This is a genomic window from Intrasporangium mesophilum (assembly GCF_054783095.1).
The window spans coordinates 360,728-375,269 of the sequence record NZ_BAAGRF010000003.1; the positions used below are offsets into that span (position 1 = coordinate 360,728).

Annotated in this window: 13 protein-coding genes; 7 read left to right on the forward strand and 6 right to left on the reverse strand. The window is 67.7% G+C overall.

Going from position 1 to position 14,542, the window contains the following annotated elements:
* The first annotated feature begins 523 nt into the window (after positions 1–523).
* From ACYVLP_RS03060 to ACYVLP_RS03070, 3 genes are all read left to right on the forward strand, one after another.
* Entirely contained in the window at positions 524–3,001 is a 2,478-nt protein-coding gene (locus ACYVLP_RS03060) for a LamG-like jellyroll fold domain-containing protein (protein WP_460625851.1), read from the forward strand.
* Positions 3,002–3,052: 51 nt separating this feature from the next.
* Positions 3,053–4,426, forward strand: a complete 1,374-nt coding sequence (locus tag ACYVLP_RS03065; protein ID WP_460625852.1) for an alpha/beta hydrolase family protein — start codon at positions 3,053–3,055, stop codon at positions 4,424–4,426.
* A gap of 768 nt (positions 4,427–5,194) precedes the next feature.
* Positions 5,195–5,590, forward strand: a complete 396-nt coding sequence (locus ACYVLP_RS03070; RefSeq protein ID WP_460625853.1) for a VOC family protein — start codon at positions 5,195–5,197, stop codon at positions 5,588–5,590.
* A gap of 245 nt (positions 5,591–5,835) precedes the next feature.
* Here the strand turns inward: ACYVLP_RS03070 and ACYVLP_RS03075 are convergent, their stop codons facing one another.
* Both ACYVLP_RS03075 and ACYVLP_RS03080 read right to left on the reverse strand, forming a co-directional pair.
* Positions 5,836–6,207 carry an SRPBCC family protein gene (locus tag ACYVLP_RS03075; protein WP_460625854.1) on the reverse strand — a complete coding sequence of 124 codons (372 nt, stop codon included), beginning with the start codon at positions 6,205–6,207 and terminating at the stop codon, positions 5,836–5,838.
* Positions 6,204–6,938 (reverse strand): helix-turn-helix transcriptional regulator, encoded by a 735-nt coding sequence (locus tag ACYVLP_RS03080; protein ID WP_460625855.1) that lies wholly within the window; start codon positions 6,936–6,938, stop codon positions 6,204–6,206. Before ACYVLP_RS03080 ends, ACYVLP_RS03075 begins: the two co-directional genes overlap by 4 nt.
* Before the next feature lie 139 nt (positions 6,939–7,077).
* Here ACYVLP_RS03080 and ACYVLP_RS03085 point away from each other — a divergent pair, with 139 nt between their 5' ends.
* Positions 7,078–7,599 carry an SRPBCC family protein gene (locus ACYVLP_RS03085; protein ID WP_460625856.1) on the forward strand — a complete coding sequence of 174 codons (522 nt, stop codon included), beginning with the start codon at positions 7,078–7,080 and terminating at the stop codon, positions 7,597–7,599.
* 152 nt (positions 7,600–7,751) lie between these two features.
* Here the strand turns inward: ACYVLP_RS03085 and ACYVLP_RS03090 are convergent, their stop codons facing one another.
* Both ACYVLP_RS03090 and ACYVLP_RS03095 read right to left on the reverse strand, forming a co-directional pair.
* Positions 7,752–8,042: a helix-turn-helix transcriptional regulator gene (locus tag ACYVLP_RS03090; RefSeq protein WP_460625857.1), complete on the reverse strand. Its 291-nt coding sequence runs from the start codon at positions 8,040–8,042 to the stop codon at positions 7,752–7,754.
* A 5-nt stretch (positions 8,043–8,047) separates the two neighbouring features.
* Positions 8,048–8,695 carry a cupin domain-containing protein gene (locus tag ACYVLP_RS03095; protein ID WP_460625858.1) on the reverse strand — a complete coding sequence of 216 codons (648 nt, stop codon included), beginning with the start codon at positions 8,693–8,695 and terminating at the stop codon, positions 8,048–8,050.
* A gap of 85 nt (positions 8,696–8,780) precedes the next feature.
* On the opposite strand from ACYVLP_RS03095, the gene ACYVLP_RS03100 reads away from it, so the two are divergent.
* The gene (locus ACYVLP_RS03100; protein WP_460625859.1) at positions 8,781–9,095 is read left to right on the forward strand and encodes a YciI family protein; all 315 of its coding nucleotides are present in this window, start codon (positions 8,781–8,783) and stop codon (positions 9,093–9,095) included.
* Between the two features lie 21 nt (positions 9,096–9,116).
* Here ACYVLP_RS03100 and ACYVLP_RS03105 read toward each other — a convergent pair whose 3' ends face one another.
* On the reverse strand, positions 9,117–9,404 hold the full coding sequence (locus tag ACYVLP_RS03105) for a hypothetical protein (RefSeq protein ID WP_460625860.1): 288 nt from the start codon (positions 9,402–9,404) through the stop codon (positions 9,117–9,119).
* A 332-nt stretch (positions 9,405–9,736) separates the two neighbouring features.
* Here ACYVLP_RS03105 and ACYVLP_RS03110 point away from each other — a divergent pair, with 332 nt between their 5' ends.
* Both ACYVLP_RS03110 and ACYVLP_RS03115 read left to right on the forward strand, forming a co-directional pair.
* Positions 9,737–10,549, forward strand: coding sequence for an alpha/beta fold hydrolase (locus tag ACYVLP_RS03110; RefSeq protein ID WP_460625861.1), 813 nt, complete (start codon positions 9,737–9,739; stop codon positions 10,547–10,549).
* An 812-nt stretch (positions 10,550–11,361) separates the two neighbouring features.
* Positions 11,362–12,072, forward strand: a complete 711-nt coding sequence (locus tag ACYVLP_RS03115; RefSeq protein WP_460625862.1) for a hypothetical protein — start codon at positions 11,362–11,364, stop codon at positions 12,070–12,072.
* 405 nt (positions 12,073–12,477) lie between these two features.
* On the opposite strand, the gene ACYVLP_RS03120 is transcribed toward ACYVLP_RS03115, so the two are convergent.
* Positions 12,478–14,499 (reverse strand): acyl-CoA dehydrogenase family protein, encoded by a 2,022-nt coding sequence (locus tag ACYVLP_RS03120; protein WP_460625863.1) that lies wholly within the window; start codon positions 14,497–14,499, stop codon positions 12,478–12,480.
* Between the last annotated feature and the right edge of the window lie 43 nt (positions 14,500–14,542).

Below are 14,542 nucleotides of genomic sequence, written 5' to 3' on the forward strand. Positions count from 1 at the left end.
CCAGGCGCCTGTTATCCCTAGGTTGGGCCATGGCCCGTGACATCGGGCCCGCGACAAATGGCTCACCGAATCACGCGATACCCGCATCGGCTCCGATGCCGCATCCAACTGGTCGGCCGGCTGGTCCCGGCCTAACCTGCCTAGTCCGTCCGACCCTCGAATTGATAGCGTTTCCGGCGGCTCCCATTCGTTGGTTCATCGGTCCGGCAGAGAGCGATGGGTCTTGACGTCTGAGTCGACCTTTGTGCCTAGCCCACAGCGCCGCGCTCAGTCCGTCCCGCTAATCAGGGGTGGACGGGCCCGAGCATGCCTAGCTTACTGAGCTTCGCCCGAGGCTCGAAATCTCCTCGGTGTCTTCACATGGCCATAGTGGGGACGGTATTGACAACTCGCGACGGCCGCCACCTCATCCTGGTTCCCCAGGGGTGCTAGCGCGGCGAAATGCACAAAAAGGAGCTGCATCCGGTGAGCGTGTTCTCTCGCTGGTTCTTGCCGCCGATGCTCGAATGACGAGAGGAAAGCCATGATGAGACGCATCACGACAGTGGCTGCAGTTTCGGCCTTGGTGGTTGCCGCAATGCTGGTGGCCGGTGTCCCGGCCGAGGCGAGCCCAGGCGACCTTGATCCGACGTTCGGCGGGCACGGCCTGGTGGTGACCGACTTCGGCGGCGAGGAGGGCGCGAGTGCCGTGGCAATCCAGGCCGACGGCAAGATCGTGGTGGTCGGGGAGGCCGACGGTGACTTCGTGGTCGTCCGCTACCTGCCCGACGGCGCGTTCGATACATCATTCGGGGTCGGCGGCAGGCAGGTCACCGACTTCGGCGGCATGGATGTCGCGACCGCAGTGGCGATCCAGGGCGATGGCAGGATCGTCGTCGCCGGGGGGACTCATGGTCCGCCGACCCCAACCAATCCAGCTCCGGCGTGGGACTTTGCGCTGGAACGCCTCAACGCGGATGGCTCGCTCGACACGGGATTCTCGGGTGACGCGAGACAGACCACCGACTTCGGCGCGGACGACCGGGCCAATGCGCTGGCCCTCCAGGGGGACGGCAGGATCGTGCTGGGGGGAGGGAGCGGCTCGGATTTCGCTCTTGCCCGCTTCAACCCGGATGGTTCGCTTGACAGCAGCTTCTCCGGCGACGGCAGGCAGACGGCGGACTTCGGGGGGCAGGACAGCGTCGCCGGAGTCGTGGCCCAAGGCGATGGCAACCTCGTTGCCGGCGGCTCCACCTCCTACGGGCAGACAGATGAGTTCGCGCTTGCCCGCTTCCGCCCGGACGGATCACTCGACTCCTCCTACGGCATCGGCGGCAGACAGACTACGGACTTCGGCGGCGAGGCCTCGGCCGGCGGCGTCGCGATTCAGGCGGACGGCCGGGTCATCATCGCCGGTGGCGTCGTGCTCCCCAGCAGTCCGGACACCCGCCTCAGTGACTTCGCGCTCGCTCGGTACGACGTGAACGGATCTCTGGACACCTCGTTCGGGTTCGGCGGCAAGCAGACCAGCGACCTCGATGTGGAGGACTACGGCAACGCCGTCGCGCTCGGTGCGGACGGCAAGATCGTCGTGGTTGGCCAGTCGATGCGGGACTTCACGCTCGGAGGCTTCTGCTTCGGGATCGCCATGTTCAACCCCGACGGTTCCCCGGACCTCACGTTCTCGGGCGACGGCAAGCAGATCACGTCCTTCGGCGGCGCGAGCGATGTGGCCCGTGCCGTGGCCGTCCAAGCCGACGGCCGGACCCTGGTGGCTGGTTTCACCTCCACACCCGGCTTCACGAACGACATCGCCCTCGCGAGATACCAGTCGCCATTCGGGCCGGTCGACACCAGCCCGCCGGAGACCTTTATCACCGGCGGTCCTTCGGGCACCGTGACCGCTACGGCCGCGACCTTCAGCTTCAGCTCGAGCGAGCCGGGCTCGACGTTCCGGTGTCGCGTGGACGGGAGTGCGTTCGTTGGGTGTAGCTCGCCGAACACCACCCCGACACTCACGCCGGGGCCGCATACCTTCGAGGTGAAGGCGACGGACGCCTGGGGAAACACCGACCCCTCTCCGGCCGTGTGGACCTGGACGATTGCGCCAGCCGATACCAGCCCGCCGGAGACCTTCATCACCGGCGGTCCTTCGGGCAGCGTGACCGCTACGGCCGCGACCTTCACGTTCACCTCGAGCGAGCCGGGCTCGACGTTCCGGTGCCGCCTCGACGGGGCTGCCTTCACGTCGTGCGGCTCGCCCTACACCACCGCCAACCTCGCGAGGGGACCGCATACCTTCGAGGTGACGGCCACGGACGCCAGCGGGAACATCGATCCCACCCCGGCCTCGCGAAGTTGGACAGTGGTCCTCGACTACCGCGCGGCGGTGCTGGGCACGCCGGGACTTGTTTCCTACTGGCGCCTCGACGATACGTCTGGAACCACTGCAGCCGACGCCACGGGCGCGAACGCGGGTCTTTACTACAACGGTGTCGCGCTAGGTCAGCCAGGAGCGCTGCTCGGCGACCCGAACTCGTCGGCCGGATTCGACGGCTCGAACGACTACGTGGCCGTCGCCGACGGCGCGTCGCTGGACACCGGCGACAGCCTCACGCTCGAAGCCTGGGTCAGGCGGGCCAGCACCTCCAACTCCGCGAGGACCGTGCTCTCGAAGGGGTCCGGCTCCTGGCGGCTGAGTTTCGTCAAGGACACCTTGACTTTCTCCAAGGGTGGCTCGGGGATGATCGCCGCGGCGAGCGTCCCGACCAAGGACACGACCAGCTTCCACCATCTTGTGGCGACCAAGTCCGGGCACCTGGTGACGCTCTACATCGACGGCATCGACCGGACCGGCCAAGTCACCAGCCGCGCGGTCGGCAACAACGCGACCGCCCTCAACATCGGCCGCGACACGGACGGGACGCAGTACTTCGCCGGGCTCATCGACGAGGTAGCGATCTACAACGTCGCGCTGAGCAGCGCTCAGGTGCAGCAGCACTTCACCGCCAGCGGGCGGTGAGGCGAACCAGACGTCGCCCCGATGGCGGCGCCGGCCCAGAAGGGGGTTCTCATGAAACTCATCACGCCTGGTGGACCGAACGCGGCCCGCGGGTTGCTGGCCCTTGCCCACGGGAGACGAGCGAAGCCTCGAGCCGTCCTTGCGGCGGTCGTCCTGTGTGTCGCGGCGATTACGGGCACCGCGCTCGCGATGCCGTCGCACGCCGCCACGGGGGCTGCAGGGGCTGTCGTCAACCAGCAAGACCGCCCAGTCGGCCATCAGATCCTGATCATTGACCCGCCGCGCGGCGTCCCGGGTAGGCACGTCGCCGTTCACCTGTGGTACCCGGCAGATCCACGGGGCTTCTCGGCCGCGCCGAAGACCGTCTACACGTCGGCGTTGAACGGTCGGGCGCTCCCGCAGGGGTACCGGCCGCTGTCCTGGGTCCTCACCGGCGGGACCGCCCGCGAGAATGTGCCGGTCGACCCGCGCGGCCCAGCCTTCCCGGTGATCGTGTTCTCGCACGGCAACCTGAACGACCCGATCGACTACGCCTACACGCTCGAACAGATCGCCCGTGCCGGCTTCGTCGTCGCGGCTCCGTCGCATACCGGCAACAGCCAAGACGACGTCCGGATCGACTACCTCGTCAGCACGCTCGGTCCATTGGCGAACTGGACCTGCAACGACTCCCTGCCACCACCATGCTCTCGAACGGACATCCCGGTCAGCATGAAGGACCGCGTTGCTGACGTCTCGGCGGTCCTGGACAACCTTCCGGAGTGGCTGGGCGACCGCGTCGACCTGTCCGAGGTGGGCGTCATGGGTCACTCGCGCGGAACCGTCACCGCGCTCGCCGCTGCCGGAGGCAGTGCGCTCTGGAACATCAAGCCCGTGGGACAGGTCCTGGACCAGGCCAAGTTCAAGGTCAAGGTCAAGGGAGTCATGGGTCTGGCCATCGGCTCGCCGTCGATCACCAGTGGCGTCGACCTTCAACAAGTGACTGTTCCCACGCTCCTGGTCGCCGGCGACCAAGACCGGACCTCGCCGATGGCCGTGAGCCAGTTCGCCATCGACAAGATCTCCAGCAAGGACAAGGCCCTCGTGATCATCAACGGAGCGGTCCACCGCAGCTTCGACTCGACGTACTGCGACCAGACCCAGGCAGCAGGCGCCATCGCGCAGGGCAACGAGCACGCCATCCTCGATCGGCAGACCATCAGTCAGATCGTGACCGCTTTCCCGTTGTCGGGCCGTCCGATGGACTACTGCTCCTTCGACACCTTCACCAGCCCGGTGGACATCCGGGACGAGATCAACGTCCTGATCGACCCCGACTTCAACATCACCCCTCAGACTGTCCCCGCGACGGGCCTGGACAGCGACACAGTCAAGGACCGGGTCGTCGGGCTCGCCACCGACTTCTTCGGCAGAGTCCTCAAGTAGTGAGCCCTCGGCCCAGAGAAGCTGCGCACGTATGCGTCGGCCCGATGCATCGTCCGGGCCAGCCCGCGGCCTGACGACGTCCTCCAAATACGGCATTTGTGCACGCCATGCGCGCTCAAGCGTGCGACGAGGCGTCGGCAGGCGCGAGTGCGGGCATAAGAAAGAGACCTCACTGACCTGGGGGTCAAGGGGTCGCAGGTTCAAATCCTGTCAGCCCGACCGACAGGGCCCTGACCTGTTTCGCAGGTCAGGGCCCGTTTTCGTACGATCCGCGCGCCGTTGTGTCCCGCTTTGTACCGCGTCCGCGGCGTTCCTGGGCCCACAAACCCCGAAAGCCCACAAGTCAAGGGGTTCAAGCCCCTAGCTCGGGTATCACTGAGGCCATCTGCCGCTCGTCGCGCCTGAGCTGATTGCGCCCCGGGCGCGGTTTCGCTGCCGTGCTTCGGCGAATGAACTAGTAGCAAAGAGGGCTTCCAGGACAGCGCATGCCAATCGTGCAGCCACCGCGAACCCAAATTCGTGGTTCGACTGCGGCATCGCCAGAGCAGGGTGTAGTTCGGAACGAGGGTCATCGAGCTGGCCCAGAACAGAACCAAACCCGAGGAGGTGGCTTTCACCCAGACAAGGGCCGGCGGAGCGTCAGGAGACATGGGGCGCCGACCGTCATTGCCCTCACCCGCTGATCCGCCGTTCGCGCGTCGCTCGATTCTGCCGGCGACGTCGCCACACCCCGACCCAATCTCATGTGCAGCTCATCAGGAGGATCCCATGCTCACGAGTGCATCCGTCACCGCCAACATCCCTGCCGCCGATCTCACGCGAGCCCGATCGTTCTACGCCGACACCCTCGGCCTGGAGCCAGCCATGGAGCTCGGAGACGCCGGGATGCTGATCTATCGCACCGAGGGCGGCACGGCGTTCAGCGTCTACCAGACCGAGTACGCCGGCCAGGCCGGTCACACCATCGCCCAGTTCCACGTCGACGACGTCGAGGCCGAGGCGCGCGCCCTGCAGGCCAAGGGTGTCGCTCTCGAGACCTACGACATGCCGGGCGTGGAGTGGGATGACGGCGTCGCCTCCATGGGCGATATGGGCAAGGCTGCCTGGTTCAAGGACAGCGAGGGCAACATTCTCTGCCTCGACTCCGGGCTCCCGGAAGCCTGAGCAGTCACGCGCCCGAGGCGACCCCAGTGGGCCTGGAATTGCCTCGTAACGGTCAACGCCCGCGCCATATCCCCTGTGCCCAGGTCGCCACCCTCGAGGATTGCCTTGAGCCGGGCCAGGTCCTTGGTGGTGGCTCGCCGCATGGCGCGCTCCATCATCGGAGCGGTGAACCGTGAAAAGCCGGAGGGGTTGCCTCTGTTCCGCAAGGTCATCTGGGTCTGTCCGGCGCCGCTTGGCTCCCATGTTTACGTGGTCTCCATCGGGAACGGGCCATCAGCAGTGCGCATGACGAGCCGCCGCGTCGGCTCGAGCTCGACCACTTCGTAGGTGTACGACAGCTGTCGACCCAAGAACTGGGCAACGAAATCCATCCGTGAGCCGACCGCGACAGGCGGCGGAGTCTGCCAGTCCACGGATCGAATATTGGCGTACCACCTGGGCGCGTTCGTCGGGTCGCCTGCGAACGCGGCGAGAGTCTCAAGCGGGCACTCGATCGTCGTCCGCACCGTCACATCCACACCCACATCGTCATTGAAGCGGCCGAAGCCTCGAATGGAAAGCCGGCTCGGGGACCGGCTTTCGCATACCGACGTCACTGTCGCTTGGGTGAGGGTCATGCTGAGGCCATCTGGCGGAAGAAGCGCTCGGTCGCCGTATCGAGCGGGTAGATGAGCTCGATCCGCAGCTCGTCGAGGGTCACGTCGACCGCCGCGTCGAAGCGTGCCGTCAGCACGATGGTGCGCATGATCCTGTCGCCGACGCGGAACCAGGGACAGACCACGAGGCTGTCGGGGCCGGTGTCCAACGGCTTCGGCAGGTCGGCCACCGCGGACTCGGCGAGGTCAACCTGGTCCTGCAGGCGTTCGTCCAGGGGCGCCCGGTCGCGCTGACGACGCAACCTGGCCAGGGCGGCATACGCGACCTCGGGCCAGTTGACAATCACGTCCCGGGAGGCGGGGTTGTCGAGGTAGAACTCGACCATGTTCGTGGCGACGAGGCCGTCGCCGAAGAGCGGACTGCAGGCCCGATTCGCCGCAACCACAACGGAGTACGCATCGAGCACTTGAGCCGGGAACGGCTCGTGGGCGGCGAGCAACCGGTCGATCGCGGCGGCATACGGTTCCAGCTCCGGGTCACCGACCGACCCCTGCCGGTATGCCGGCGCGAACCCTGCCGCTTGCAGCAGCAGGTTGCGCTCGCGCGGGGTCAGGTCGAGCACGTCGGTCAGCCGGAACACCATCTCGCGGCTCGGCCGCGACCGCCCGGTCTCGAGGAACGAGACGTGGCGTGCGGTCGAGCCGCGCGGCCCGCGAGCTCCAGCTGGCCCAGGCGCCGTTGCTGCCGCCACTGGCGCAGGCGCACCCCGAATGGGCTGCCTGGAGCACTGCTGTGCGACGCCATGAGCAGCACTGTGCCACCGGCCTGGTCACGGATCCATTCCCCAGCAGGGAATCGCCCTCCACGCGGACGCCACGGATGGTTGAGGCATGACGACACTGCGAGCCCAGGTCACGATCGACGCCCCAGCGGCCGCCGTCTGGGACGTCGTGGCGCACCGTTTCGACCACGTCGCCGACTGGGCCACGGTCATTCCGGCATCCCACCCGGCACCCGGTGACTCCCGGGTTCTCGGCGCACCCGTCGCAGGCCGCGTGTGCACTACTGGTCTCGGCGCGGTCGCGGAGGTGACCGAACGGATCGTGTCGTACGACGAGGCGGGGCGCACCCTGACCTACGAGGCCGAGGGCCTTCCGCCGTTCCTCCGCACCGCCCGAAACCGGTGGCGTGTCACGGCCTTGGGCGACCAGCGCAGCAGGGTGGACCTCGAGGCGGCGCTGCAGGTGCACGGGGTCCTCGGCTGGGTCCTCTATCCGGTGATCCGGCTCCAGATCGCCCACATCACCCCAGGGTTCCTGGCGGACCTCAAGCACTTCGTCGAGACGGGACGGCCATCCCGGCGCAAGCAACGCCAGCTCGACGCCCGGATCACAACCGCTCGCAGGCCCTGATCCAGAGCCATGGCGGTCCTGGTCATGGACAGTGATGCGCCTCGCGCGAGGGTGATGCGTCCGGGGTCGGCGCCATCACCGAGGACTCTCGCGACGGTCTCCCTAGGAGTGGCCGCCGAACCCGCCGCGCGAGTCGCTTGGTTGAGTCGTCGTCACCCGGCCCATTCGCTGCGAAAGGCCCCGGGCGGGCACCCGTACATCCGCTTGAACGCCTTCGAGAAGGACGACTCGTTGTCGTAGCCGACGTCCCTGGCGATGGCGCCGATGGTCCGTGAGGTCGTCGTGAGGTAGCCAGCGCCCTGGCTGAACCGAACCCGGGTCAGGTGGCTCAGTGGTGGCTCACCCACCGAGTCGCGGAACCGTGCGGCGAACGCCGTACGGGACATCCCCACCTGCCGCGCGAGGCCCTCCACCGTCCACGGCGCCCGAGGATCGCGTCGCATGAGCCTCAGGGCGGTCGCGATCGGGGCGCCGGTGCCGTCGCTACTCGGCAGGAGCACGAGCGCGGGCTCTGCTGCGCGAGGTACTGCCGGAAGAACTCGGTGAGGAAAAGGTCAGCGACCTTCGACAAGACCGCGGCCTCGCCGGGGGCGGGGTGGTCCGAGGCGAGCAGGTCGGCGAACGGCTGGAGCCACCGGGTCACCCTGCTGCTCCCGTCCTGCTGGAGCACGAGTGCCCGCGGCAGCAGGTCGGTCATGTCCTCGGGCAGGAAGGCGGCCTCGAACGCGCCACACAGGACAGTCGTGCTCGGCCCGGTACCGCCGTACGCAAGACGCCCAGCCGCGTCCGGTGGGTGATCCGCGAGGATCTTCTCGAGGTCCCGCACCGGGCTGCTCGGGTCATCGCGCACACGGTGTCCCGTGCCTTGAGGCAGCACGACGATGGTCCCGGCCTCGAGCCGATGAGACTCGGCCGGACGGTCGAGCTCAAGCCCCGCCGCGCCGTCGAGGACGATGTGGAACTTCGCGAGATCCGAGGCGTCGACCTGAAAGCCCCACAGGGCGGTGAAATGCGAGCGACACAGGATCGTGCTCCTGACGTTGATGCCCCTGAGCACGTCGGCGAGGTCGTCCGAGGGAGCGCTGACGCGCTTCACAGCACCAGCGTACGTGCATGTGGACGATCGGACATGTCGCTTGTCCAGCAGAACATGGAGGTTGCATACGCAGGCTCGTAGCGTCGTGGCGAAGTTTCTTGTGACGTACCACGGTGCCGGCGCTCCTCGGACCGAGGAGGAGGGACGACAGGCGATGGCCGCATTCATGACCTGGGTCGAGCAGGTCGGCTCAGCCCTGGTCGATCCTGGAGCCCCGCTCGGCGGTTCCGCTGTCGTCTCGAGCGCGGGCGTGGCGGACGGCGTCGCCGAGGGACCGGCCGGCGGCTATTCCGTCATCGAGGCAGAGGACCTCGCGGCGGCGACCGCCCTGCTGCGGGATCACCCCTTCGTCGGACGTGGCGGTGCACTCCGGGTCAGCGAAGCCGTGTCACCCGGCTGAGCGCAACCCGGCGGGCTCCTCCTACATGTGCATCGCCTCGTATACCCACATGTCCATGGGGCACGACTCGAGCAGCGAGACCGCTGCATCCATCGACTCGGCCTGAACGATCGAGTAGCCGAGTGCGGGTGGAAGGTCCGCGCCGATCTGGGCGACAGCGCCGTCCTTGGAGACGTCGTGTCCGTTGAACAGCGGGTTCCCCGAGTCGACGACGTGGCCTTGCATCGAGGACCACCACGCCTTCTGTGCCTGGATGAACTCGGGGGGGCGCTCCATCGTGCCGTGCGCGAGGAAGACGAACTTCTTCATGGTGACTCCTTGGTGGCGGGTGAGTGCCGTTCGAAGTGGGTTGCGTAAGTCTCGAGGGACTCCGAGTCGTCGCCCCGCCAGGGGAGGAAGTGATCGACCCAGGTCTGCAGGGAGCGAAGCGGTGCGCGTTGGAGAGCCAGAAAGGCAACATCCCGTATGCCGCGATCAGCACGCCAGCTTGGGCTTGATCGACGTCCGCAGACACGATGTCAGAAGTTTGGTGACACCCGGCATCGTCTGCGAAACCACCCGCGGATACCCGAGGTCGTTTACCCGCCGTGACGCGCCGGTCGAGCACCGCTTCTGAGTGGCGACGGTGGGAAGATACCGGCGTGACCGACCAGGTTTCGGTTCTGGGGCTGAATATCGCGTACGAGCGAGTGGGAAGCGGGCCACCGGTGGCGCTTGCCCACGGCTTCGTGGGCGACGCGCGCTCGACGTGGGGCAGCCAGATCGATGCGCTCGCAGCCGATTTCACGGTGATCGCGTGGGACGCTCCGGGCTCGGGACTGTCAGCGGACCCTCCCGAGGGCTTCGGCATGAACGACTACGCCGACTGCTTCGTCGCCCTCCTTCGGACACTTGAAATAGATCGAGCCCATCTGGTCGGGATCTCCTTCGGCGGAGCGCTGGTGCTAGCCGCCTTCCACCGGCATCGCAAACTCACGTCCTCACTCGCACTCGTGAGCGGGTACGCCGGCTGGCTGGGCTCGCTGGGAGCTGAGGATGCCAAGCAGCGGCTCGCCCGATCGCTTCACGCCTCGGGGCTCGCTGCCGACGAGTTCGCGGCCGCGATGGCGCCGTCGATGTTCTCGCCGTCGGCGGGGGGTGAGCTGGTCACCGCCTTCATCGACAGTGTGAGGGCGGTCCGTCCGAGTGCCTTCCGGGCCATGAGCCGCGCGTGCTTCGAGGACCAGCGTTATGTGCTTCCCGAGATCGACGTGCCAACGCTCCTGGTGTATGCCGACCACGACGTGCGCGCTCCAGTCGCGGTCGGCGAGGCGATTCATGCTCTGGTGCCCAGTTCCGAGCTCGTCGTGCTTTCCGGTCCCGGCCACGTCAGCTCGGTTGAAGCGCCGCAAGACGTCACCAGAGAGTTGCGGCGCTTCCTGCACTCGGTCGAGCACCGCACGGGTCAGCCGTGACTCAAGCCGTAGAAGGTCGAGGCTGTCCGCGGCGCGAGTGAAGACAGACAGGCTCGCGCGTCACGGGCTTCCACCGGAGCCGCTCGCCCCGCATCCCGGCGACCGCGGGAAGGATGCCTTTGTCTGTGCTCTCGAGCTCGGGGACGCCGTCGCCCGTCACAGCGACGCTGTACCTGTCGCTGGCACGACGCTACGGGGCACGCCCTTTCCAACATTGTCAGCGGCCGATCAGGGTTGAGTCCTTGGCGGGTTCCTTCGCGGCGAGGACGGTGGGCCCGTTTTGGGCCCAACACGGTCAGGCCCCGTCTTCATGCCCCGCCCCCGGCCGCCGTTGACGACACCGAGGGCGAGGCTTCTGCGGACCAGTTCCGGACCACCAGGCCGAGAACGCGGTCCCGGCGCGGACTGGGACACCTTCGCGAGTCCGCTGAACGTCGAACCTCACCTTTCGCAATAGGAGTCACACTGCGCGTCACCACCAGTGACAGTGCCGTCTCGTGAGGTGTGTGTCACCACGAGGTCTTTGGTGGTGCTGACCATGCCGTGAGTTGTCCTGGAGTGGCTCCCTTCTCGACAGCGCGTCGTGGTGAGGGCGGTCATGGGTGCCTCGGGCAGGTAGCGGCGCCCGGTCACGGCCAATTCGGCGTGGGTCCCGACCAGGACGGCGCCCGCGAGGCGGAGCAGTTCGACAACGGGTATGCGGCCGGCGGAGAAATCGCGTTAAGCCACAGGTGTGTGCGTGGGGCCAGCCCCGGGGGCGGTCGGGGCTGGCCGCGTTCTGTGTCCGTCCAGTCGTTCCTACCTTTGCTGTCATGGACACCGACCGCACGTACGCCGACTCGCGCGCCACCTCGGAACAGAGCTGGAACCGGCTCACGAGGACGCTCGGCGTCCTAGGACTGGTCACCGTCCCGCTGCTGTTCGCCCCGACCATCGCGATCTCCACCCTCGGAGAGCCTGACTTCAGCGGGCCTCCGGGCAACGTCACCGCATTCCTCGACGCCGTCAGCCAGACCTCTTGGGTACCGGCAGCCACGGCGTTCCAGATCCTCGGCTCCCTGGCCCTGCTCTGGTGGGCGGTCGGGTTCGCCGTGTTGTTGCGACGCCACGAGGGCGAGCCGGCGTGGCGCTCGACGGTGGCGCTCGCATCCATCGTGGTGTTCGCGGCATACGTCGTGCTCGAGCCCTTCTGGGCAGCCGCAAGCGCACGTGAGTCGGTGAGCCGCGAGCTCGCCGTCTTCGCCTTCGACGCGGGCAACATCGGGTTCGCGAACTCATGGCTGGCGCTGGGGAGCTTCGCTGTGGCGTGCGGGTCGGTGGCCCTCACGGCGCGAGCGCTGCCCAGGTGGCTCGGCTGGCTCGCCGTCACCTCGGGCGTCGGCTTCGTCGTGGCCCGGCTCGACTGGACGAGCGGCGCGTGGTTCCTGCCTTACGCGGCCTTCTGGGTGTGGGTCGTCGCCGTCTGCATCGTGCTGCTGCGGCGCGGCGCGAGGGAGACCCCGCACCCGCTTGCCCGGGCCTGAAGGACACGCCAACCACGCAGGGCGGGGGGCCTCCCCGCTTGGCCGTATCCAGCGTCCCCGACGGCTATGTCGGTCGGGACGGGTCCCTCCCGGTCGAGACCGGGAGCTCGACGCTGACGATGGTGCCTGATGGTGTGTTGCTCCCGAGCCGGATAGTGCCGCAGGCCGCGGTAACGCGGTCGCGCATATTGGCCAGGCCGCCCGTTGCCGTGCGTGCGTGGGCGTCGAAGCCTCGTCCGTTGTCGGCGATGGTGACCCGCAGGTGGCCGGGTGTGGATGCTTGAGGTTGTCCTGGCGACGTCAATCCTCCACGACGGCGGGTGGCCAGCTGGCGGGCTGTCGCGGTCCGCCTGCGTCGACGGGGATGCCGCCGGCGCCGGCGGGGTCGGCGTCGGCCACCCTCGTTCAGCGGTAGTGGCGGCGGACCGTCTCGTGGTCGCTCGGTCCTGGTGTCCACTCCGCGATCCAGGGCCCGGTGCCCTCGGACTGGTCGAGGACTCCGTCCTCGAGCCAGGTGAAGTCTCCGTCGAGGACGCGGGCCGCGATCCGTCCGTCGTTGTCGTCAGTGTTGGTCCAGAGTCGTTGGAAGAGGTGGTCCACGCGTAGTCGGGCCTGTTCGCAGAAGGCTTCGGCGAGCGCGTACGCCGCCTTACCTTGGTCGGGGTCTTCGGTGCGGATCATCTCGGCGCGTGCGCAGGCCGCAGCGATGGCGAACAGCTCGGCGCCGATATCGACGATGCGTCCGAGGAAGCCCTGCTTGTACTCGAGCCTGGCCTGCCAGCGCGACATGCCGTAGAAGGTCTGGCGGGCCAGCTTGCGTGAGGATCGCTCGGCGTACCTCAGGTGCCGGGCCAGTGGACCGAAGTCGTGGAAGCCGGTAGGCACGGTTCCGGTGCCGGCGGCGAGGTGGGGGAGCCACTTCGCGTAGAAGCCGCTTGCCTTCGCCGCGGCTCTCAGCTTCTGATGAAGGTCGGCGTCGGGCTTGGCCAGATCGCCCGCCGCGGCCAGGTGTGCGTCGACCGCCTCGCGCGCGATGACCAGGTGCATGATCTCGGTGGATCCCTCGAAGATCCGGTTGATGCGCAGGTCGCGGAGGAGCTGCTCGACGTTCACGGCACGCTCCCCGCGGGCGGCCAGCGACGCAGCGGTCTCGTAACCCCGCCCACCTCGGATCTGTACGAGCTCGTCGGCGACCAGCCACGCCATCTCACTGGACCAGAGCTTCGCCAGCGCGGCCTCGATGCGGATGTCCTTGGTCCCTGCGTCTGCGAGCGCTGCCGACAGCTCGAGCACAGCCTCCAGGGCGAACGTCGTCGCAGCGACGAATGAGATCTTCTCCGCGACCGCGCCATGCTGGCCTATGGGCCGCCCCCACTGCACACGTTCGGCCGACCACTCGCGGGCGATCTTGAGTGACCACTTGCCGGCCGCTGCGCACAGGGCGGGGATGGAGAGCCGCCCGGTGTTGAGCGTGGTCAGCGCGATCTTGAGGCCCTGGCCCTCGGCGCCAAGCCGGTTCTCGACCGGCACTCGCACCTGGTGGAAGCGGGTCACGCCGTTTTCCAGGCCCTTGAGGCCCATGAACGCATTGCGCCTCTCGACCGTGATGCCCTCGGAGGCAGTGTCGACGACGAAAGCGCTGATCCCGCCACGGCCGCCGTCGTGCTGGGGGACTCGCGCCATCACGACGACGAGCTCGGCGATGACGCCGTTGGTGGTCCACAGCTTCACACCGTCGAGCAGATAGCCCGTTCCGTCGGACGAGGGCGTCGCAGTCGAGGACATCCGGGCCGGATCGGAACCGACGTCGGGCTCGGTGAGCAGGAAGGCGGTAATCGCGCCTGCGGCACAGCGGGGCAGGAACCGCTGTTTCTGTTCCTCGGTCCCGAACATCCTGACGGGCTCCGGCACGCCGATCGACTGGTGCGCCGACACGAGCGCGCCGATGCTCGGGTGTACAGACCCCAGGAGCATCAGGGCTCGCCCGTAATACGCCATGGTGAGCCCCAGGCCGCCGTAGCGCCGCGGGATCTTGATGCCGAAAGCGCCGATGTCCGACAGTGCCGCGAGGTACTCGTTCGGAATCCGGTCCTCGCGCTCAACGCGGTGGCCGTCGATGGTCTCGCACACCGCGCGCAGCTTCGCCAGAAAGGCCTCACCGCGCTCGATGTCGTCGTCGGCGCCGCGGGGGTGCGGGTGGATCAGAGAGAGGTCGAAGCGGCCGAGGTAGATCCCCTTGGCGAAGCTGGGGCGGTTCCACTCGGACTCGCGTGCGGCCTCGGCCAACGCCCTGGCCTCGGACTCGGTGGCGCCCAGCCGCGTCCCCGAAGCCCCCTCGCTGTCTCTCGCGGACTGCACGGGGAGCGGTTCTACCACCTCGCCGGCGTCGCGCCGCTGTGCTTCCCTCTCGGACACGTCGTGACTCATCTGCGCCTCCCGTTGTCACCACCAGTGTTACCTATTGGTAACC